22 protein-coding genes are annotated in these 18,824 nt (G+C 57.8%); 15 read left to right on the plus strand and 7 right to left on the minus strand.

All coding sequences use genetic code 11. From position 1 onward, the window contains the following. Position 1: 1 nt before the first annotated feature. Entirely contained in the window at positions 2 to 1,294 is a 1,293-nt protein-coding gene (gene dsdA, locus ABGB15_RS00260; RefSeq protein ID WP_215723142.1) for a D-serine ammonia-lyase, read from the minus strand. A gap of 97 nt (positions 1,295 to 1,391) precedes the next feature. On the opposite strand from dsdA, the gene ABGB15_RS00265 reads away from it, so the two are divergent. After that, positions 1,392 to 2,480 carry a cellulase family glycosylhydrolase gene (locus ABGB15_RS00265; RefSeq protein ID WP_215723130.1) on the plus strand — a complete coding sequence of 363 codons (1,089 nt, stop codon included), beginning with the start codon at positions 1,392 to 1,394 and terminating at the stop codon, positions 2,478 to 2,480. Here ABGB15_RS00265 and emrD read toward each other — a convergent pair. The 4 genes from emrD to tisB all read right to left on the minus strand — a co-directional run bounded on the left by emrD (position 2,383) and on the right by tisB (position 5,239). Beyond that, entirely contained in the window at positions 2,383 to 3,567 is a 1,185-nt protein-coding gene (emrD, locus tag ABGB15_RS00270) for a multidrug efflux MFS transporter EmrD (protein ID WP_152082792.1), read from the minus strand. The two genes, ABGB15_RS00265 and emrD, sit on opposite strands and share 98 nt — an antisense overlap. Before the next feature lie 175 nt (positions 3,568 to 3,742). Continuing rightward, on the minus strand, positions 3,743 to 4,576 hold the full coding sequence (locus tag ABGB15_RS00275; protein WP_313326952.1) for an EamA family transporter: 834 nt from the start codon (positions 4,574 to 4,576) through the stop codon (positions 3,743 to 3,745). Positions 4,577 to 4,638: 62 nt separating this feature from the next. Then, positions 4,639 to 5,085 carry a GNAT family N-acetyltransferase gene (locus tag ABGB15_RS00280; RefSeq protein WP_215723128.1) on the minus strand — a complete coding sequence of 149 codons (447 nt, stop codon included), beginning with the start codon at positions 5,083 to 5,085 and terminating at the stop codon, positions 4,639 to 4,641. A 64-nt stretch (positions 5,086 to 5,149) separates the two neighbouring features. After that, entirely contained in the window at positions 5,150 to 5,239 is a 90-nt protein-coding gene (gene tisB, locus ABGB15_RS00285; protein WP_071599731.1) for a type I toxin-antitoxin system toxin TisB, read from the minus strand. A 488-nt stretch (positions 5,240 to 5,727) separates the two neighbouring features. On the opposite strand from tisB, the gene ABGB15_RS00290 reads away from it, so the two are divergent. The 9 genes from ABGB15_RS00290 (at position 5,728) to uhpT (ending at position 13,824) form a co-directional block, all read left to right on the plus strand. Next, positions 5,728 to 6,042 carry a type II toxin-antitoxin system HigB family toxin gene (locus ABGB15_RS00290; RefSeq protein WP_152082789.1) on the plus strand — a complete coding sequence of 105 codons (315 nt, stop codon included), beginning with the start codon at positions 5,728 to 5,730 and terminating at the stop codon, positions 6,040 to 6,042. Further along, positions 6,039 to 6,458, plus strand: coding sequence for a type II toxin-antitoxin system HigA family antitoxin (locus ABGB15_RS00295; protein WP_152082788.1), 420 nt, complete (start codon positions 6,039 to 6,041; stop codon positions 6,456 to 6,458). Before ABGB15_RS00290 ends, ABGB15_RS00295 begins: the two co-directional genes overlap by 4 nt. 147 nt (positions 6,459 to 6,605) lie before the next feature. Beyond that, positions 6,606 to 6,704: an ilvB operon leader peptide IvbL gene (gene ivbL, locus ABGB15_RS00300; protein ID WP_023331688.1), complete on the plus strand. Its 99-nt coding sequence runs from the start codon at positions 6,606 to 6,608 to the stop codon at positions 6,702 to 6,704. A gap of 102 nt (positions 6,705 to 6,806) precedes the next feature. Continuing rightward, complete coding sequence (ilvB, locus tag ABGB15_RS00305; protein WP_215723127.1) at positions 6,807 to 8,495, plus strand: acetolactate synthase large subunit; 1,689 nt, start codon at positions 6,807 to 6,809, stop codon at positions 8,493 to 8,495. Between the two features lie 3 nt (positions 8,496 to 8,498). Beyond that, the gene (gene ilvN / locus ABGB15_RS00310; RefSeq protein WP_010426528.1) at positions 8,499 to 8,786 is read left to right on the plus strand and encodes an acetolactate synthase small subunit; all 288 of its coding nucleotides are present in this window, start codon (positions 8,499 to 8,501) and stop codon (positions 8,784 to 8,786) included. Positions 8,787 to 8,884: 98 nt separating this feature from the next. After that, the gene (gene uhpA, locus ABGB15_RS00315) at positions 8,885 to 9,478 is read left to right on the plus strand and encodes a transcriptional regulator UhpA (RefSeq protein ID WP_369064091.1); all 594 of its coding nucleotides are present in this window, start codon (positions 8,885 to 8,887) and stop codon (positions 9,476 to 9,478) included. Beyond that, the gene (gene uhpB / locus ABGB15_RS00320; RefSeq protein ID WP_215723126.1) at positions 9,475 to 10,980 is read left to right on the plus strand and encodes a signal transduction histidine-protein kinase/phosphatase UhpB; all 1,506 of its coding nucleotides are present in this window, start codon (positions 9,475 to 9,477) and stop codon (positions 10,978 to 10,980) included. Before uhpA ends, uhpB begins: the two co-directional genes overlap by 4 nt. After that, positions 10,973 to 12,292: an MFS transporter gene (locus tag ABGB15_RS00325; protein WP_152082784.1), complete on the plus strand. Its 1,320-nt coding sequence runs from the start codon at positions 10,973 to 10,975 to the stop codon at positions 12,290 to 12,292. The genes uhpB and ABGB15_RS00325 overlap by 8 nt, the downstream gene beginning before the upstream one ends. Positions 12,293 to 12,432: 140 nt before the next feature. Continuing rightward, positions 12,433 to 13,824, plus strand: a complete 1,392-nt coding sequence (gene uhpT, locus ABGB15_RS00330; protein ID WP_215723125.1) for a hexose-6-phosphate:phosphate antiporter — start codon at positions 12,433 to 12,435, stop codon at positions 13,822 to 13,824. Positions 13,825 to 13,866: 42 nt separating this feature from the next. Here uhpT and ABGB15_RS00335 read toward each other — a convergent pair whose 3' ends face one another. Next, positions 13,867 to 14,772 (minus strand): LysR family transcriptional regulator, encoded by a 906-nt coding sequence (locus ABGB15_RS00335; protein ID WP_215723124.1) that lies wholly within the window; start codon positions 14,770 to 14,772, stop codon positions 13,867 to 13,869. A 99-nt stretch (positions 14,773 to 14,871) separates the two neighbouring features. Between ABGB15_RS00335 and ABGB15_RS00340 the strand changes: the two genes are divergently transcribed. The 5 genes from ABGB15_RS00340 to ABGB15_RS00360 all read left to right on the plus strand — a co-directional run bounded on the left by ABGB15_RS00340 (position 14,872) and on the right by ABGB15_RS00360 (position 17,871). Beyond that, on the plus strand, positions 14,872 to 15,324 hold the full coding sequence (locus tag ABGB15_RS00340; RefSeq protein ID WP_215723123.1) for a DUF1198 domain-containing protein: 453 nt from the start codon (positions 14,872 to 14,874) through the stop codon (positions 15,322 to 15,324). 98 nt (positions 15,325 to 15,422) lie between these two features. Then, positions 15,423 to 15,941, plus strand: a complete 519-nt coding sequence (locus tag ABGB15_RS00345; protein WP_215723122.1) for an SRPBCC domain-containing protein — start codon at positions 15,423 to 15,425, stop codon at positions 15,939 to 15,941. 169 nt (positions 15,942 to 16,110) lie between these two features. After that, entirely contained in the window at positions 16,111 to 17,301 is a 1,191-nt protein-coding gene (nepI, locus tag ABGB15_RS00350; protein WP_215723121.1) for a purine ribonucleoside efflux pump NepI, read from the plus strand. 56 nt (positions 17,302 to 17,357) lie between these two features. Beyond that, on the plus strand, positions 17,358 to 17,630 hold the full coding sequence (locus tag ABGB15_RS00355) for a type II toxin-antitoxin system Phd/YefM family antitoxin (RefSeq protein ID WP_041911702.1): 273 nt from the start codon (positions 17,358 to 17,360) through the stop codon (positions 17,628 to 17,630). Continuing rightward, complete coding sequence (locus ABGB15_RS00360; RefSeq protein WP_215723120.1) at positions 17,605 to 17,871, plus strand: Txe/YoeB family addiction module toxin; 267 nt, start codon at positions 17,605 to 17,607, stop codon at positions 17,869 to 17,871. The genes ABGB15_RS00355 and ABGB15_RS00360 overlap by 26 nt, the downstream gene beginning before the upstream one ends. Position 17,872: 1 nt before the next feature. On the opposite strand, the gene ABGB15_RS00365 is transcribed toward ABGB15_RS00360, so the two are convergent. Further along, the gene (locus tag ABGB15_RS00365) at positions 17,873 to 18,778 is read right to left on the minus strand and encodes an EamA family transporter (protein WP_215723119.1); all 906 of its coding nucleotides are present in this window, start codon (positions 18,776 to 18,778) and stop codon (positions 17,873 to 17,875) included. Positions 18,779 to 18,824 lie beyond the last annotated feature (46 nt).

Consider the following 18,824-nt stretch of genomic DNA (forward strand, 5'->3'; position numbering starts at 1 on the left):
ATTAACGCCTGCCTTTCGCCAGATACCTTGCCATCTCCGCTTCCGGCACCATGCCGCCGCCGGTTGCCCAGACCAGATGGGTCGTGTTCTCCGGGGTACCCGTCACACGCAACGGCCCGGCCATACCCGCCAGTGCCGACGGCTCCAGGCGAATCCCTTCCTCCTGCGCCAGCCAGCCGAGCATGTCATACATGCTTTGGTCGGAAAGCGTGTAGAAGCCGTCCAGCAGGCGCTCCATCGCGCGGCCCACGAAGCCGGACGCACGTCCTACCGCCAGCCCATCGGCTGCCGTAACGTTATCAATACCCAAATCCTGTACTGCAATCTCATCGTGCAGGCCGGTATAAACGCCCAGCAGCATGCAAGGGGAGTGGGTTGGTTCGGCGAAGAAGCAGTGAACGTGATCGCCAAACGCCAGTTTCAGGCCAAACGCCACACCGCCAGGGCCACCGCCTACGCCGCACGGCAGATAGACATACAGAGGGTGATCCGCATCAACCACGCGGCCCTGTTGGGCAAATTGCGCCTTCAGGCGTCCGCCTGCCACCGCATAGCCCAGGAACAGGGTGCGGGAGTTTTCATCGTCAATAAAGAAACAGTTCGGATCGCTTTCGGCCGCTTTACGTCCTTGCTCCACCGCCACGCCGTAATCCTGCTCATATTCAACGACAATCACGCCGTGGCTGCGCAGTTTAGCTTTCTTCCATTCACGAGCGTCGGCAGACATATGCACCGTCACCTTAAAGCCGAGGCGCGCGCTCATTATACCAATGGACATGCCGAGGTTGCCCGTCGAGCCCACGGCAATGCTGTACTGGCTGAAGAAATCTTTGAAGCGTGGTTCCAGCAGGACGCTATAATCGTCATTGACGTTGAGCAGCCCTGCGTTGAGCGCCAGTTTTTCTGCGTGGGTCAGCACTTCATAGATGCCGCCGCGCGCTTTGATTGAGCCGGAGACGGGCAGATGGCTGTCTTTTTTCAGCAGCAATGAGCCGGGGATTGTGGTGCCAAATTCTTGCTCCAGCCGTTTTTGCATCGCCGGGATAGCAACCAGCTCAGATTCGATAATACCGTGGGTGGCTGCCGTTTCGGGGAACGCTTTCGCCAGATACGGCGCGAAGCGGTTCAGGCGTGCGTGGGCGTCGTCCACATCGGACTGGATCAGCCCGACATACGGCAATCCTTCGGCAAGCGAAGTGGTGCGCGGGTTAAACCAGGTGATTTCTTTCAGGGCGATCAGCTCCTCAATCAGAGGAAACTGCGCGACAAGGGCGTGGGTGTGATCGGTTTTCATCATTCATCTCAGAATTTAGTTTATTCAGACTCTACACCAAATGTGAAAAAGCGTGCTAAATACAGGTTATTGCTTTTGATTTCTTGCAAGGTACTCCGTGTTTAAGCCCTTCATTGTCACCGCGTTATTGATTGCTTCCGGCTGGACCGTTGCCGCTGAGCCGCCGTTGACCGCCGCGCATTACGCGCAGCAGCTTGGCGTGGGTCTTGATGTCGACTGGGCGCGCACCGAGCGCGGTATCCGCGAGTTTGACCCGCTGGTGGTCCGCGATTTCCGCGCGAAAGGCATTACCCACGTGCGTATTCGGGTGGCAGCAGAACCGACCGAAGCGCGGCTGATTCATCTGCGTAAGCTGGTAGAAGCCTGCGAGCACTACGGCGTGATCCCCATCATCGCTTATCAGGCTGATGAATATAAAAATGACCCAAAGGCCGATACAGAAAAAGAGGTGATCAACTGGTGGATTGCCGTGGCGCACTATTTTGGTCAACAATCGCCGCTGCTCGGTTTCGACCTGATCTACGAGCCCGCTGATAAGCTCAACCATAACGTGGCTTCCCTTAACCGGGTGTATGAGAAAACGATTAAGGTCATTCATGACATTGATGCGAACCGCATGATCTTCATTGCCCCTCGGCTGCGTGCCGCGCCGGAAGATCTATCCAGCCTGAAACTGCCCGCACACAGCCAAAACTATGTGCTGGCGGAGTGGCATATTTTCCCGTGGGGGCCGCTGAAAAGTAACGGTAAATACCCGTGGACGTCGGGCACAGCGGCGGAGAAAGCGGCAATCCGAAACCGCATCAATACGGCACTTCACTGGCAGCAAAAAACCGGACATACCAGTTGGGTTGGGGGCTGGGGCGTGGGTGAGTCCAGCCGACTGACGCCAACCGCGTCGCAAATGGCATTCGCCACGTTTATGGCCTGCGAGCTGCAAAAGGCGAAAATCCCGTATGCGATTAATGCCGATATCCAGTTTTACGACGGGGAAGAGGGGGCTTGGCGGTCTGCGCCGGAGCCGCTTTTGCAGGCAATGATCGCGCCTGATTGTGAAAAGCCCGGCGCTAAGCCGGGCCATCATGCGGTTAAACAGGCTGTTCGTGATGCGGAACACGCGACGCCAGCGGCAGCCAGCACAGTAAAATCAGCAACCCCATCAGGGTCATCAGTAAACCCAGACTAGCCTGCCCGGTTTGCGGCATCATGGCGGAAAGCCAGGCCAGCACGCCGGAACCGATATTCTGCAAACCGCCGACCAGCGCCCCCGCCGTGCCAGCGAGGAACGGGAACGGCTCCATTGCGCCGCTGGTGGCGAGCGGGAACAGCATCCCCGCGCCGAAGAAGAACAGTGCCGCCGGGATCAGCAGCGTCCAGACGGTCATCACGCCGAACAGACCCGGAAGCCACATCATTACACCCGCCAGCAGACAACTTATTACAGACTGCCACATCAGCGTGGTGAAACGCTTGTTCGGACGTCCGGCAAACCATGCGCCGAAGAACGCCGCCGGGATCGGCAAAATAAACAGAATGCTCACCACCATGCTGCTCAGCCCAAGCCCTGCGCCTAACAGCACACCGGAACAGGCTTCGAACACGGCAATGCCCGCCAGACCGCCAATCAGCATCAGCAGATAGCAGGTAAACGCGCCATTGCCGAACAACGTTTTGTAGCTGGCGATGAGTCTGGTGCGCGGCGCATCCTGTGGACGCGTTTCCGGCATCCAGCGCGCCATGCTGAACGTCACAATCATGCACAACACCAGCAGGAAAGCGTAGCAGGCGCGCCAGGACCACAGTGTATCCAGCAGTCCACCAATCAGCGGAGCGAGAAGCGGGCTGACCAGAATGCCCATATTAAGCAAACTGTTAGCATGGCGAAGCTGAGTGCCCTGATACATATCGCGCGGTAACGTGCGTGCCATCACCCCGCCGACACCCGTTCCGACACCCTGTAGCGCGCTGGCGGCAATCAGGACGGTGAGGCTATGGGTGGTGATAGCAATCACCGTCGCCACCATGAAAATACTCATGCCCACTAAAATGACCGGGCGACGCCCGACGCGATCGGAAAGCGGGCCGTAGAACAGCTGCGAGACGCCGTAGGTCAACAGGTAGGCTGCCATCACGCTTTGCACCGCGCCTTCGCGGACGTTAAGTTCCTTTGCCATGTCGGCAATCGCCGGAATGTAGATGGTTTGCGCCATCTGACCGACGGCCACCAGTAACACCAGCATCAACAATAAGTTAACGTTCCTTTGTTTTTTCATGTCGCTGAATACTTTTGCCAAAAGAGAGAAATAAAGAATAAGTGACTACGCATTCCCATAAATGCGCGAGGAATCTACCACAGTAAGATGACAATTTAAGCATTACTGTGATGAATGAATGAGAGCGATAAGGCAGGATTTGTAAACAAGAACGGCAACTAATGTTGCCAGTAATTTATGCGAGGCGCAGCAAAATGGCTCCGCCTGCAATACCCAGTGCTGCCGCGACGCGCAGGCCCGCAACCTTTTCTTTTAAAAGCACAAACGCAATCAGCGCCCCGAAAAGAATCGAGGTTTCACGCAGCGCCGCGACCACCGCCAGCGGTGCCTGCGTCATCGCCCAGAGCGCCAGACCATAAGAGCCCATGGTGCCAACCCCGCCGAGCAGCCCCTTTTTCCAGTGCAGACGCAGGTAGCTGGACGCTTCGCGCCGACGCGCCACCATCGCCCAGCTCAGCAGGCAGAAGCCGTTCATAAAGAAGGTCCATAGCGTGTAGCCCAGCGCGGTGTCCGATACCCGCACGCCAGTGCCGTCCACCAGGGTATACCCGGCAATAAAACAGGCGTTCAGCAGCGCCAGCCAGATCCCTTTGCGTGACTGCATGCGCCCGTTCATCGCCATCGCCAGTATCGACAGGCAGATCACCCCGATGCCGGCCCAGGCAAGCCAGGAAAGGTGATCCCCGAGCGCCAGTACGCTGATCAGCGCCACCAGCAGCGGCGCGGTGCCACGCATCAGCGGATAGGTCTGGCTCATATCGGAGACCTGATAGGTTTTCGCGACCAGCACGGTGTACACCACCTGTAAGGCACAGGAGACGATCAAAAACGGCCAGCTTGCGGCAGAGGGCTGTGGAGAGAAGGGGAGCAGCACCAGGGCAATCAGCGTGGCGGAGCCGCTGACGCTGATCGCGGAATAGAGCTTATCCATTCCGGCTTTAACGATGGCGTTCCAGCTGGCATGCAGCAGTGCGGCGAACAGCAAAATGCAGAAAACGGTGATGGTCATGGCGTATCGGGTGGTGAATTGTCACTTAACTGTAACATTCACATCCTGCTGCTGCCAGCCGGTTACACCGCGCAAAAAAGACGGTGCGTTACCCGCGGTTCGTCCGAGACCAGCGTGAAACCCGCCTGGTGATAAAATCCGTAAGCGGCGTCCGGGGCATGGGTATTGAGGAAATCAAACCAGATGCTGGCATCGGCCATCACCACGGTTAACAGCTGCTTGCCAATGCCCAGCCCGCGGCACTTCTCGCTCACGTAGAGATGACGGATGCGCCCGGCGCGTGGCTGCTGGCTGAACGGATCGCGGTTGAGGCCGCATACGCCCACCAGTTTGCCGTTGAGAAACGCACCCAGCAGCTTTTCACCCGGCGCGTTGAAGCGGTTTTCACCGCGCTGCCAGTTCTCTTCCAGCCTGCGCAGCATGTTGAAATTCAATGCGATACTTTCCGCCTTCAGGGCGATATAGCCCGGTTCATCTGGCGTAACAGGCTCAATTAACAGACGCGACATAGCATTCCCTCGTTATTAAAGAGGGGCGGTTGCCCGCCCCTCTCAGGTGCGACTTGAACCTGAATCACCGAAGGTATTTCAGGACAGCATCAAGCAGTTGCAATACAGCAACAATGAGTTTGAGGATAAGAACCACCATATCCACTACGCTCATACGCGTCTCCTTCTGGTCAAAAGGAGCACGATGCTGGCGTACCTTTCCGCCGCCTGTTGCCAGCACCTGGATTGACGTAACACAGTGTGCTCACTTCAGGGGGTTAAGGCACTGACGGCACCACCCGTTTCAGCCAGGACGTCGTTGCGCCGGTAGAACTGCGGCCCCCTCGCTCACTGCGAACACCTTCAGTATAGATAAATACTGTATGCATGAACAGTATTTTCTGGACAAATTTTAGAAGGCGATCCATACTCAAAAACGTCAAAATCCGTGCCGGAATTGCGCGTTCGTCTGCGATCGCGTATACTTTTTGCGTTGACGTAACACAGTGTGTTCTGCGGCGACCAACCGCAAAACCCTGATAAAAACCTCGCTTAGGCGGGGTTTTTTGTTTTCTGTCTTAGCGAAAATGATGTCTCCCGTTGACTTATTGGCAACAACTGTTATCGTTGCCATAATGGCAACGGACGCGGCAGGCATGCAGTATGCATTTAATCTCTATGAAGGCAATTTTGGATGCGGTAACCCAGTTTCCGCAGCACAAGGAAGAACTTCTTTTTTTAGGACGTATTATCGAAAAAAGCCATTGCCCAACGCCTGCTGCGCTAAGAAAAATCTTTCCGACGCTAGATAACTTCAAATATCTCGATAAGCATTATGTTATTGATGTTGCAAACAACAATCTCAGAGTAGTGGCTCTCATCTTCTTTGAAAGCCAAAAGTTTTATGTGCGCCATGTTTTTACTCATAAGGAATATGACCGTTTTACGGAGAAACATCGCACTAAGGGGAAGAAATGATGATCGTCGCTGATGCAATGAAAGCAACGCATGCCCTGGTTGCCGCTGTTCCTTTACTGGGTGAACATCCGAACGAGAAAGATTACCAGGACGCACTCGAACTGGTGGAATATTTGCTCATAAACGAGCCTGGTAGCCCGTTACTGGATCTGGTGTGCGCCAGAATTAGCCGTTACGAAGCGAACCGACCTGAAATGGTCGCATTACGCCAGGAGATGGAATCTGTTCCAGTAGGGATTGCGGTTTTAAGAACCCTTATGGATCAATACAAACTGACTCTCTCCGATTTTCAGGATGAAATTGGCAGTAAATCAATGGTTTCAAGGGTGCTTAATGGGCAGCGACAGCTCACGTTGAGCCACATTAAAAAACTGGCGGCCCGCTTTGGTATATCGCCTGCGCTTTTTATTGAGTGAGTTAAAACCGACTTTTTGAGTGTCATCATTCAATAAACGAAACGTGATCCCTGACGCATTTTTGCGCAGATGAAAATATTTCCATTGTCACGCTGAAAAACCTGTGGTTGTATAAATTCTATCAATGATTCCAAACACAGGTTCCTAATGACTCCATCTCTGTTCACCTCGACCCTACTAAAAACTGCGCAACCAGCCGCAGTGGTCGTCGTGCGTGTGGTGGTGGTCGTCGGCAATGCGCCGTAGGGACTGGATCAACACACGAATCCAAAACCCCGCCGGCGCAAACCGGGCGGGGTTTTTTGTTTAGACGCCTCCCGGAAAGTCGGCTCATAAAAGGACTGGAGCATGGCAATTTTGGGCACAACATCCACGAAGACGCGTTTTACGGGCGCGCAGTTAATCGTTCACTTACTGGAACGACAGGGCATTACCACGGTTGCGGGCATCCCTGGCGGGACAGTGCTGCCGCTGTATGATGCGTTAAGCCAAAGCACGCAGATCCGCCACGTACTGGCGCGCCATGAGCAGGGCGCAGGTTTTATCGCTCAGGGGATGGCGCGTACACAGGGCAAGCCGGCGGTCTGCATGGCCTGTAGCGGCCCTGGCGCAACCAACCTGGTGACCGCCATCGCCGACGCACGGCTCGACTCCATTCCGCTGATCTGCATCACCGGCCAGGTGCCGTCCTCAATGATCGGTACTGATGCGTTTCAGGAAGTGGACACCTACGGCATCTCTATCCCCATCACCAAACATAACTATTTAGTTCGCGATATCGCCGAGCTTCCACAGGTTATCAGTGATGCATTTCGCATTGCGCAGTCTGGCCGCCCAGGCCCGGTGTGGATAGACATTCCTAAGGATGTCCAGACCGCAGAAATTGAGATCGACGTGCTGCCGGAGCCGGGCGAGCGTGCCCCCGCGCCGGAATTCAGCGCTGAGAGCGTGCGCGATGCGGCGGCGATGATTAACGCCGCCAAACGTCCGGTGCTCTATCTGGGCGGCGGGGCGATTAACGCCGCGGATGAAATCCGTCAGTTCGCCGAAAAAGCCAGCCTGCCCACCACCATGACCCTGATGGCGCTCGGCATGCTGCCTAAAGCGCACCCGCTCTCTCTCGGCATGCTGGGCATGCACGGCGCGCGCAGCACCAACTACATCCTGCAAGAGGCTGATTTGCTGATTGTTATGGGGGCACGTTTTGATGACCGGGCGATTGGTAAAACCGAGCAGTTCTGTCCGAACGCCAAAATCATTCATGTGGATATCGACCGCGCCGAACTGGGTAAAATCAAGCAGCCGCACGTGGCGATTCAGGGCGATGTGGCTGAGGTACTGGCGCAGCTGATCCCGCAAACGGACGCGACCGGTCGCGAAGAGTGGCGTCAGCTGGTGGCCGATCTGCAAAACGAATTTCCGGGTGCGATCCCAACCGAGGGAGACCCGCTGAGCCACTACGGACTGATTAACGCCGTGGCCGCCTGCGTCGACGACAGCGCCATCATCACTACCGACGTCGGTCAGCATCAGATGTGGACCGCGCAGGCTTATCCATTGAACCGCCCGCGCCAGTGGCTGACCTCCGGCGGCCTGGGCACCATGGGCTTTGGCCTGCCCGCCGCAGTCGGCGCTGCACTGGCCAATCCCGATCGCAAGGTTATCTGTTTCTCCGGCGACGGCAGCCTGATGATGAACATTCAGGAAATGGCGACGGCGGCCGAAAATCAGTTAGACGTCAAAATCATTCTGATGAATAACGAAGCGCTGGGGCTGGTTCACCAGCAGCAGAGCCTGTTCTACAAACAGGGCGTGTTTGCGGCGACCTATCCGGGGATGATCAACTTTATGCAGATTGCCGCCGGCTTTGGCCTGCACACCTGCGATCTGAATGCCGAAGAGGATGCCCACGCGGCGCTGCAGACGGCGATCGATCGTCCTGGTCCGGCGCTGATCCACGTGCGTATCGACCCTGAACAAAAAGTGTATCCGATGGTCCCGCCGGGCGCGGCCAATACTGAGATGGTGGGAGAATAAGCCATGCAAAAACAACATGATAACGTCATTCTGGAACTCACCGTCCGCAACCACCCAGGCGTCATGACCCACGTCTGCGGGCTGTTTGCCCGCCGCGCGTTTAACGTGGAGGGCATTCTCTGTCTGCCGATTCAGGGCAGCGAGCACAGCCGCATCTGGCTGCTGGTCAACGATGACCAGCGTCTGGAGCAGATGATGGCGCAAATCGACAAGCTGGAAGACGTGACTAAAGTGGCGCGCAACCAGTCCGATCCCACCATGTTTAACAAAATTGCGGTGTTCTTCGAATAAATCGCTTAAGGTAAGCGCCCAGGTCGGCCTGCGAGTATCGCCCTTGTAGGCCGGATAAGCGCAGCGCCATCCGGCGCTTTCAGACCGCAGGAACAAACATGACCACCATCGCCCTTATCGACGACCATCTAATCGTTCGCTCCGGATTTGCCCAGCTTCTGAACCTTGAGCCTGATTTTCAGGTGGTGGCAGAGTTTGGCTCCGGCCGCGAGGCGCTGGCTGGCCTGCCGGGGCGTGGCGTGCAGGTCTGCATTTGCGATATCTCAATGCCGGATCTCTCCGGGCTGGAACTGCTGAGCCAGCTGCCGAAAGGGTTAGCGACGATTATGCTCTCAGTCCACGACAGCCCGGCGCTGGTGGAGCAGGCGCTCAACGCGGGCGGGCGTGGGTTCCTCTCAAAACGCTGCAGCCCGGACGAACTGATTGCCGCCGTGCGCACCGTCTCGACCGGTGGCTGCTACCTGACGCCGGATATCGCCATCAAGCTGGCGACAGGGCGGCAGGACCCGCTCACCAGACGCGAACGCCAGGTTGCGGAAAAACTCGCTCAGGGGATGTCGGTAAAAGAGATTGCCGCTGAACTGGCGCTGTCGCCAAAAACCGTCCACGTTCACCGCGCTAATCTGATGGAAAAACTTAACGTCAGCAACGACGTTGAGCTGGCGCGTCGTATGTTCGATAGCTGGCAATGAACGCCGTCTTTTCACGGCTGATCGCCGTTGTTGCCAGCTTTTTTATCTTTTCCGCCGCCTGGTTTTGCCTGTGGAGTATCAGCCTGCATCTGGTGGATCGCCCGGAGCTGGCAGTGTTGTTGTTCCCCTTTGGTTTGCGTCTGGGGCTGATGCTGCAATGCCCGCGTGCGTACTGGCCTGTGCTGCTGGGGGCTGAGTGGTTGATGCTGGCCTGGCTTGCGCAGGAGGTGGCACTGGCGCATTTGCCATTATTGATGACCGGAAGCGTACTCACGCTTCTTCCGGTTGCCCTTATCTCACGCTACCGCCACCAGCGAGACTGGCGCACGCTGCTGCGTCAGGGGGCGGTATTGATTGCCGCCGCGCTGCTGCAGTCCCTGCCGTGGACAGGCGAAAAGGAGATGCTCAACGCCCTGCTGCTGACGCTCACCGGTGGCCTGACCCTCGCGCCGACCTGTCTCGTTATCTGGCACTACCTCACCAGCACCGTCTGGCAGCCGCTCGGCCCTGCGCTGGTTTCTCAGCCGGTGAACTGGCGCGCCCGGCATCTTATCTGGTATCTGCTGCTGTTTGTGGTCAGTCTGTGGCTGCAGCTTGGCCTGCCTGCTGAACTCTCGCGCTTCACGCCGTTTTGCCTGGCGTTGCCGATCATTGCTCTCGCCTGGCATTACGGCTGGCAGGGCGCGCTGATCGCCACGCTGATGAACGCCATCGCGCTGATTGCCAGCCAGACCTGGCACGACCACCCGGTGGACTTGCTGCTTTCCCTGCTGGCCCAGAGCCTGACCGGGCTGCTACTGGGGGCGGGTATCCAGCGTCTGCGTGAACTGAATCAGTCTCTGCAAACCGAGCTGGCGCGCAACCGTCGTCTGGCGGAACGCCTGCTGGAGACGGAAGAGAGCGTGCGGCAGGAGGTTGCCCGCGAGCTGCATGACGACATCGGCCAGACCATCACCGCCATCCGCACCCAGGCGGGCATTGTTCAACGTCTGGCGGCGGAAAACGCGGGCGTGAAGCAGGGCGGGGCGCATATTGAACAGCTCTCGCTGGGCGTGTATGACTCCGTTCGCCGTCTGTTAGGGCGGCTGCGTCCGCGCCAGCTGGATGACCTCTCACTTGAGCAGGCGATACGTTCCCTGATGCGCGAGATGGAGCTGGAGAGCCGTGGCATCGTCAGCCATCTCGACTGGCGCATTGATGAACGCCCGCTGAGTGAAGGCCAGCGCGTCACGCTGTTCCGCGTCTGCCAGGAAGGGCTGAACAACATTGTGAAGCACGCCAGCGCCAGCGCGGTCACGCTGCAGGGCTGGCAGCAGGAGGAGAGCCTCAAGCTGGTGATTGAAGACGACGGCTGTGGCCTGCCGCCGGGTTCCGGCCAGCAGGGCTTTGGCCTGGCGGGTATGCGCGAGCGCGTGAAGGCGCTGGGCGGCACGCTGACGATCTCCTGTACCCACGGCACGCGCGTTAGCGTGAGTTTACCGCTGAGGAGTCACCATGTTTAAAACGCCTGTCAGTGCCGCGCCTGTAAGCGATAAAGCGGAAATCGACGCCCGCTACCGCTACTGGCGTCGCCATATTCTTTTCACTCTCTGGCTCGGCTACGCGCTGTTTTACTTCACGCGCAAAAGTTTCAACGCCGCCGCGCCGGAAATCCTCGCCAGCGGCGTGATGACCCGCACCGATATCGGCCTGCTGGCGACCCTGTTTTACATCACCTATGGTCTGTCGAAGTTCTTCTCTGGCATCGTCAGCGACCATTCTAACGCCCGTTATTTCATGGGCGTCGGGCTGATTGCCACCGGCGTGGTTAATATCCTGTTTGGCTTCTCCACTTCGCTGTGGGCCTTTGCGCTGCTGTGGGCGCTGAATGCCTTTTTCCAGGGCTGGGGCGCGCCGGTGTGCGCCCGCCTGCTTACCGCATGGTATTCGCGCAACGAGCGCGGCGGCTGGTGGGCGATATGGAACACAGCGCATAACGTCGGCGGGGCGCTGATCCCGATCGTGGTAGGCGCGGCGGCACTGCACTACGGCTGGCGTGCGGGGATGATGATCGCGGGCGGCCTGGCGATTATCGCCGGGCTGTTCCTCTGCTGGCGTTTGCGCGATCGCCCGCAAACCGTTGGCCTGCCTGCGGTGGGCGACTGGCGGCACGACGAGCTGGAAGTGGCGCAACAGCAGGAGGGCGCTGGGCTGACTCGCAAAGAGATCCTCACCAGATACGTGCTGCTGAACCCGTATATCTGGCTTCTCTCGCTCTGCTATGTGCTGGTCTACGTGGTGCGCGCAGCGATCAACGACTGGGGCAATCTGTACATGTCCGAGACGCTCGGCGTGGACCTGGTGACAGCCAACTCGGCGGTGACGATGTTTGAACTGGGCGGCTTTATCGGCGCGCTGGTGGCGGGCTGGGGCTCGGATAAGCTGTTCAATGGCAACCGTGGGCCGATGAACCTGATCTTCGCCGCCGGGATTTTGCTCTCCGTCGGCTCGTTGTGGCTGATGCCGTTTGCCAGCTATGTGATGCAGGCGGCGTGCTTCTTCACCATCGGCTTCTTCGTGTTTGGCCCGCAGATGCTGATCGGCATGGCGGCGGCGGAATGCTCGCACAAAGAGGCGGCAGGCGCGGCGACGGGTTTTGTCGGGCTGTTTGCCTATCTCGGCGCATCGCTCTCCGGCTGGCCGCTGGCGCGGGTGATCGACATTTGGCACTGGAGCGGGTTCTTCGCGGTGATCGCCATTGCAGCGGGAATTTCCGCGCTGCTGCTGCTGCCGTTTTTGCACGCACAGGCCCCGCGCGAAGCCAGTGTGATGTGATGCGCCTCACCTTTTCGCCCCGAATGGCGCAAAACTAAGAAATTTTCCCGGTTTTACCTGGACACTGTCTCAGGCATCTCTCCTGGCTGATTTTTACAATGCCTGCCATTCGCAGGTAAAAATCAGCTCAGGAGCAAACCATGCTGGCCTTCTTAAATCAGGTGCGCAAACCGACCCTGGATCTGCCGCTCGATGTGCGGCGCAAAATGTGGTTCAAACCGTTCATGCAGTCCTATCTGGTGGTCTTTATCGGCTACCTGACCATGTACCTGATCCGCAAAAACTTTAACATCGCGCAGAACGACATGATCTCCACCTATGGGCTGAGCATGACGCAACTGGGGATGATCGGCCTGGGCTTCTCCATCACCTACGGGGTGGGGAAAACCGTTGTGTCCTACTACGCGGACGGTAAAAACACCAAGCAGTTCCTGCCGTTTATGCTGATCCTCTCCGCCATCTGTATGCTCGGCTTCAGCGCCAGCATGGGCTCAGGCTCCGTCAGCCTGTTCCTGATGATCGCCTTCTACGCCCTGAGCGGTTTCTTCCAGAGCACCGGCGGGTCGTGCAGCTACTCCACCATCACCAAATGGACGCCGCGCCGCAAGCGTGGTTCCTACCTCGGCATGTGGAACATCTCCCACAACCTCGGCGGTGCGGGGGCGGCTGGCGTGGCGCTGTTTGGTGCTAACTACCTGTTCGACGGCCACGTGATCGGTATGTTTATCTTCCCGTCGATTATCGCCCTGATTGTCGGCTTTATCGGCCTGCGCTACGGCAGCGACTCCCCGGAATCCTACGGCCTCGGCAAAGCCGAAGAGCTATTTGGCGAGGAGATCAGCGAAGAGGACAAAGAGACCGAAGAAAACGAGATGTCCAAATGGCAGATCTTTGTTGAGTACGTGCTGAAAAACAAAGTGATCTGGCTGCTCTGCTTCTCGAACATCTTCCTCTACGTGGTGCGCATCGGCATTGACCAATGGTCTACCGTGTATGCCTTCCAGGAGCTGAAACTCTCTAAAGAGGTGGCGATTCAGGGCTTCACTCTGTTTGAAGTGGGGGCGCTGGTCGGCACGCTGCTATGGGGCTGGCTCTCCGACCTCGCAAACGGTCGTCGCGCGCTGGTGGCCTGCGTCGCGTTGGCGCTGATCATCGCCACGCTGGGTGTGTACCAGCACGCCAGCAACCAGTACGTTTACCTGGCTTCACTGTTCGCGCTCGGTTTCCTGGTGTTTGGCCCGCAGCTTTTAATCGGCGTGGCGGCAGTGGGCTTTGTCCCGAAAAAAGCGATCGGCGCGGCCGATGGGATTAAAGGCACCTTTGCTTACCTGATCGGCGACAGCTTCGCCAAATTAGGTCTGGGAATGATCGCCGACGGCACGCCAGTTTTCGGTCTCACCGGCTGGGCGGGCACCTTCGCGGCGCTGGATGCGGCAGCGATTGGCTGTATCGTACTGATGGCGATGGTGGCGGTACTGGAAGAACGTAAGATCCGCCGTGAAAATCGCGTGCAGAAATTGAAAGCAGCCTGAGTGTGCAGGTGACTTCTTTGCCCGGTGTGATGTCGGGCTTTTTTATGCCTGCCGCTGACTGGTCTCCAGCAGCAACCCGCGCAGCCACACCTGCGCGGGGTTTCGATGGGCTCTACCGTGCCAGGCCATGCTTTTGGTGAATCCCTGCACCGAAACCGGCGTATCACACACATATATTCCCACCCGGTTTTCCGCCATCCGCTCTGGCACCACGGCAATCATATCGCTGACCGCCAGCACTTCCGGCAGTACCAGAAAGCTACTCACCGATAATCCCACGTGCCGCTCGCGGCCCACACTCGCCAGCGCGTCATCAGTGACACCGTGAAAACTTTCACCCTCATAAGAGACCAGCACGTGCTCCAGCGCGCAGAATCGGTCTAACGTCAGCGGCTTTCCCGCATCAGGGTGATCGACACGCATCATGCACACGTACCGTTCATCAAAAAGTGCGCGGCTGTGGAGTTCGTCCGGCGTCGTGTGGGGGGTCAGCAGGGCGAGGTCGATTTTCCCCTGTTCGAGTTGGGCGACGAGACGATCGGGTTCAACCGGCACGACGCGCACACGAATAGCGGGAGCCTGTACCTTCAGCGCGGCGATAAACGGCACAATCACCGCGCGCAGGGCGTAATCGGTGGCGGCAAGGGTAAACGTCAGGTTTGCGCTGCCCGGCTCAAAAGTGACGGGCTGCAACAGCACGTCGATATCCGCCAGGATGCGCTTCACCGGTGCAGCCAGCGCTTCCGCGCGCAGGGTTGGCACGATGCCGTGCGGGGCGCGGATAAACAGCGGGTCGTCGAAGGCGTCCCGCAGGCGGTTGAGCATGCCGCTCACCGCGGGCTGGGTCAGTGCGAGACGCGCCGCCGCGCGGGTCACGCTGCGCTCGTCCAGCAGGGCGTCCAGCGCTTTCAGCAGGTTAAGATCCAGCGTGCGCAAATCCACTTTCATGGCGTTTTTCCACCTTTTTTCAGATCACTATTATGGCCTTGCCCGCTGTTGACGACATGCGTTTCCCGCTATGATGAGCGGCTGATTTAAGGAGAACGCATGGTCTGGATAATGCTGGCAACGCTTGCCGTGGTGTTTGTGGTCGGATTTCGGGTCCTGACCTCGGATTCCCGCCGGGCAATCAAACGGTTAAGCGAGCGACTGGGGATCACCCCGGTGCCGATAGAATCGATGATCGACCAGTTCGGTAAATCGTCCGGCAATGAGTTTATCCGCTACCTTGAGCGCCCCGACGAGGCTCACCTGCAAAACGCCGCTCAGGTATTGCTGATCTGGCAGGTCTGCATCGTAGATGGCAGTGAAGAGAACCTGCATACCTGGCACCGCCTGCTGCGTAAAGCTCGCCTGGCCGCGCCGATCACCGATGCGCAAATCCGCCTCGCGCTTGGTTTTATGCGCGAAATGGAGCCAGACCCGCAAGAGCTTAACGCCTTCCAGCTACGCTATAACACGCTCTTCCTGCCGGAAGAGGGCGTATTCTATCTGCACTGATATCATCAGGCGTGATGAAGAGTATAAAGCATCGTCATTAGATTTATATCACTCTGGCGTGCATCCTCACCTCATCAACCAATACGATGAGGTGAACCATGAAACAATCCGCCATTATCTGGCCGAACGATTACCTGCCAGGCACCACCGATAACTTTGCGTCTAACGAAATCATTGTCGCCGGTCTGACGGCAAAAGAGATCTGGGCGCAGCTTAACGACGCCACTCTGTGGCCCAGCTACTACAGCAACGCCGACGATATTCGTTTCCACGACGGCAGCGGCCCGGAACTGAGTGAGAACGCGCGCTTTCGCTTCACCACCTTTGGTTTTCCGGTTGAGGCGCAGGTGACGGAGTATGTTCCTCCCGTGGACGGTGAAGCCGCACGCATTGCCTGGCACGGCTGGGTCGAAGGCGATGCGAATTCGCGTCTGGATGTGATCCACGCCTGGCTGTTTGAAGACTTACCGGGCAACCGCGTGCGCATTCTGACCCAGGAGTCGCAGAAAGGCGTGCCGGCGCAGGAATTAGCGCGCACCGTGACGAACCCGATGATTAACGGGCATCAGGAGTGGATCGTGGGATTAGCGAATGCTGCCGCTAAGGCTCGCGGGTAATTTTGCCCGGTGGCGCTTCGCTTACCGGGCCTACAAGCCCCGTAGGCCGGTGCAAGCGCAGCGCCGCCCGACAAGAAAAGCAGCAAAAGTTGTCAAATCGTTAAATCCGTCACACTTTTGATGATAAACTGCGCGACTTTTCCGCACGTTTTTATCTTCAGGTGATGCCATGACAGAACATATCCAGCCCACGACCAGACCGCAGACCACCGAGGTTTCACGCCCTAACTGGTCGGCGGTTTTCTCCGTGGCATTCTGCGTTGCCTGCCTGATTACCGTTGAGTTTTTGCCGGTCAGCCTGCTGACGCCAATGGCGCAGGATCTGGGTATTTCCGAAGGCGTGGCGGGGCAGTCCGTCACCGTGACCGCGTTTGTGGCGATGTTCGCCAGCCTGTTTATCACTCAGGTAATCGGCACCGTCGACCGTCGTAAAGTGGTCATTCTTTTCAGCGTCCTGCTGACACTCTCTTGTCTGCTGGTCTCCTTCGCCAATAATTTCTTGCTGCTGTTGCTCGGACGGGCCTGCCTGGGGCTGGGACTAGGCGGCTTCTGGGCGATGTCCGCCTCGCTCACTATGCGCCTGGTGCCAGCACGCACGGTGCCAAAAGCGTTGTCCGTTATCTTCGGTGCGGTCTCTATCGCGCTGGTGATTGCCGCGCCGCTGGGCAGCTTCCTCGGCGGGATCATTGGCTGGCGTAACGTTTTCAACGCGGCGGCGGTGATGGGGTTACTTTGCATTGTGTGGGTGTGGAAAGCGCTGCCGTCCCTGCCGGGTGAGGCGGCGCACCATAAACAGAACATGTTTGCGCTGTTGAAGCGCCCCGGCGTGCTGGCGGGGATGACCGCCATTTTTATGGCCTTCGCCGGGCAGTTTGCCTTTTTCACTTACATCCGCCCGGTCTTTATGACCATGGCCGGGTTTGACGTGGATGGCCTGACGTTGGTGCTGCTGAGCTTTGGTATCGCCAGCTTTGTCGGCACCTCGCTGTCGTCCCAGTTCCTGAAACGCTCCCTGAAGGTGGCGCTGGCGGGGGCACCGCTGGTACTGGCGATCAGTGCCGCGGTGCTGGTGCTGTGGGGCAGCGACAAATGGGTTGCGTCGGCGATTGCGATTATCTGGGGCTTTGCCTTTGCGCTGGTGCCGGTGGGCTGGTCGACGTGGATCACCCGCTCGCTTGCCGATCAGGCGGAAAAAGCCGGGTCGATTCAGGTGGCGGTGATCCAGCTGGCGAACACCTGCGGCGCGGCGGTGGGCGGCGTGGCGCTCGACCATCTGGGGCTGACGTCACCGCTGGTGATTTCCGGCACGCTGATGCTGCTGACGGCGCTGCTGGTGGCGGGGAAGGTTAAAGCTCGTTGATTGATAAATAATCACCTCATCGATATACTTGTACCGTAACTTGTACAGGAGGAAGTATGCAGGTTGTGACGTTTACCGAAGCACGAAGCCGACTTAAAGATGTGTTGGACGACGTGAATGACAACGTGGAGACGACCATCATCAGCCGCCGCAACGGCGGTGATGCGGTGGTGATGTCTCTGCAGCACTACAACTCGATGATGGAAACCATCCATCTGATGAGTTCGCCTGCTAACGCCAGCCGACTGATGGAGTCAATCGCACAGGCAAATACCGGAAAAACCACGCAGAGGGATCTGATAGATGACCAGGCTACTGATTTGGACTGATAACGGCTGGGATGATTACCTGTGGTGGCAGGAGCAGGACAAGAAAACGCTTCGCAGAATCAATAAATTGATTGAAGATGCGAAGCGCCAACCCTTCGATGGCCTGGGTAAGCCGGAACCGCTCAAAGGTAATCTTTCCGGATACTGGTCCCGCCGAATCAACGATACCGATCGTCTGGTCTACGGGGTGTCGGATAGCGCTCTGACTATTTTGATGTGCCGCTATCACCATTATTCGTAGATCACGCCGATGTCTGAACCCGTCTTCTCGAATCCATTGAAATCAACACCACCGACGACACAATCAGCAGCGTCCCCAGCCAGTCCGGCAGGGTGAACGCCACGCCAAGCAAAACCACCGACAGCAACGCGCTGCTCAGCGGCTCGGCGCAGCTCAGAATGCTTGCCTTCGGCCCGCCTATCATCTGCGCGCCTTTCAGATACAGGCTGAATGTCAGCGCTGTGCCAATCACCACCAGATAGAAAAACGCCAGCAGCAGGCTGCCGTCGATCACAAACGTCGTCCCGCGCCCGGCGTAGAACGGCGTTAACATCAATCCCGCGATTAACATGCTCCAGCCGACAATCGGCAGCGTGCCGTAGCGGGCGATCAGCGTCGACGGATACGTGGTGTAAAATGCGGCGGCAAACGCCGAGGCGATGCCGAAGAACAGCGCGGCAGGGGAGATAGAGAGCGAGGTTGGGTCGCCGTGGGTCACCAGCAAAAACGTGCCGATAAGCGACGTCAGAATGGCGGACAGGACAAACACGCCGGGGCGCTTTTTCCGCGCCAGCGCAAACCACGCCACGATGACCGTCGGTGACAGAAACTGCAGCACGGTGGCGGTGGCGGCGTTGGATTTTTCAATCGTCAGCAGGAAGGTGAGCTGCACGGTGAGCGCGCCGACCAGCGAGAAAATCAGCAGGCTGAGGGCGTCTTTGCGATGTTTGATGACCGAGAAAATCTTGTCGCCGTGAACGAAAGAAAGCGTCAGTAAGATCACGCCGGTAAACAGCAGGCGAACCATGGTCAGGTAAGGCGAAGAAATGTGGCTTTTCTCCATGATGTACTGCGCGCAAACCCCGGAACTGCCCCATAAAACGGCGGCGATCAGGACGTTCAGCATCCCTTTGCGTGTGGAACCCATGTACTCCCCTGCTATGTTGGTTTTTTTCTAGCATAACATGGGATCT

It is taken from the genome of Enterobacter sp. MALB-1 (assembly GCF_041021625.1).
GTDB classification, from domain to species: domain Bacteria; phylum Pseudomonadota; class Gammaproteobacteria; order Enterobacterales; family Enterobacteriaceae; genus Enterobacter; species Enterobacter oligotrophicus.

Bases quoted from the DNA above. Each gene is read 5' to 3' on its own strand.
- ABGB15_RS00345 (WP_215723122.1), top strand. From the start codon at position 15,423: ATGAAACAATCCGCCATTATCTGGCCGAACGATTACCTGCCAGGCACC.
- ABGB15_RS00360 (WP_215723120.1), top strand. From the start codon at position 17,605: ATGACCAGGCTACTGATTTGGACTGATAACGGCTGGGATGATTACCTG.
- ilvB (WP_215723127.1), top strand. From the start codon at position 6,807: ATGGCAATTTTGGGCACAACATCCACGAAGACGCGTTTTACGGGCGCG.
- uhpA (WP_369064091.1), top strand. From the start codon at position 8,885: ATGACCACCATCGCCCTTATCGACGACCATCTAATCGTTCGCTCCGGA.
- emrD (WP_152082792.1), bottom strand. From the start codon at position 3,567: ATGAAAAAACAAAGGAACGTTAACTTATTGTTGATGCTGGTGTTACTG.
- ilvN (WP_010426528.1), top strand. From the start codon at position 8,499: ATGCAAAAACAACATGATAACGTCATTCTGGAACTCACCGTCCGCAAC.
- ABGB15_RS00340 (WP_215723123.1), top strand. From the start codon at position 14,872: ATGGTCTGGATAATGCTGGCAACGCTTGCCGTGGTGTTTGTGGTCGGA.
- uhpT (WP_215723125.1), top strand. From the start codon at position 12,433: ATGCTGGCCTTCTTAAATCAGGTGCGCAAACCGACCCTGGATCTGCCG.
- ABGB15_RS00290 (WP_152082789.1), top strand. From the start codon at position 5,728: ATGCATTTAATCTCTATGAAGGCAATTTTGGATGCGGTAACCCAGTTT.
- ABGB15_RS00365 (WP_215723119.1), bottom strand. From the start codon at position 18,778: ATGGGTTCCACACGCAAAGGGATGCTGAACGTCCTGATCGCCGCCGTT.
- uhpB (WP_215723126.1), top strand. From the start codon at position 9,475: ATGAACGCCGTCTTTTCACGGCTGATCGCCGTTGTTGCCAGCTTTTTT.
- ABGB15_RS00325 (WP_152082784.1), top strand. From the start codon at position 10,973: ATGTTTAAAACGCCTGTCAGTGCCGCGCCTGTAAGCGATAAAGCGGAA.
- ABGB15_RS00355 (WP_041911702.1), top strand. From the start codon at position 17,358: ATGCAGGTTGTGACGTTTACCGAAGCACGAAGCCGACTTAAAGATGTG.
- dsdA (WP_215723142.1), bottom strand. From the start codon at position 1,294: ATGAAAACCGATCACACCCACGCCCTTGTCGCGCAGTTTCCTCTGATT.
- ivbL (WP_023331688.1), top strand. From the start codon at position 6,606: ATGACTCCATCTCTGTTCACCTCGACCCTACTAAAAACTGCGCAACCA.
- ABGB15_RS00275 (WP_313326952.1), bottom strand. From the start codon at position 4,576: ATGACCATCACCGTTTTCTGCATTTTGCTGTTCGCCGCACTGCTGCAT.
- ABGB15_RS00335 (WP_215723124.1), bottom strand. From the start codon at position 14,772: ATGAAAGTGGATTTGCGCACGCTGGATCTTAACCTGCTGAAAGCGCTG.
- nepI (WP_215723121.1), top strand. From the start codon at position 16,111: ATGACAGAACATATCCAGCCCACGACCAGACCGCAGACCACCGAGGTT.
- ABGB15_RS00295 (WP_152082788.1), top strand. From the start codon at position 6,039: ATGATGATCGTCGCTGATGCAATGAAAGCAACGCATGCCCTGGTTGCC.
- ABGB15_RS00280 (WP_215723128.1), bottom strand. From the start codon at position 5,085: ATGTCGCGTCTGTTAATTGAGCCTGTTACGCCAGATGAACCGGGCTAT.
- tisB (WP_071599731.1), bottom strand. From the start codon at position 5,239: ATGAGCGTAGTGGATATGGTGGTTCTTATCCTCAAACTCATTGTTGCT.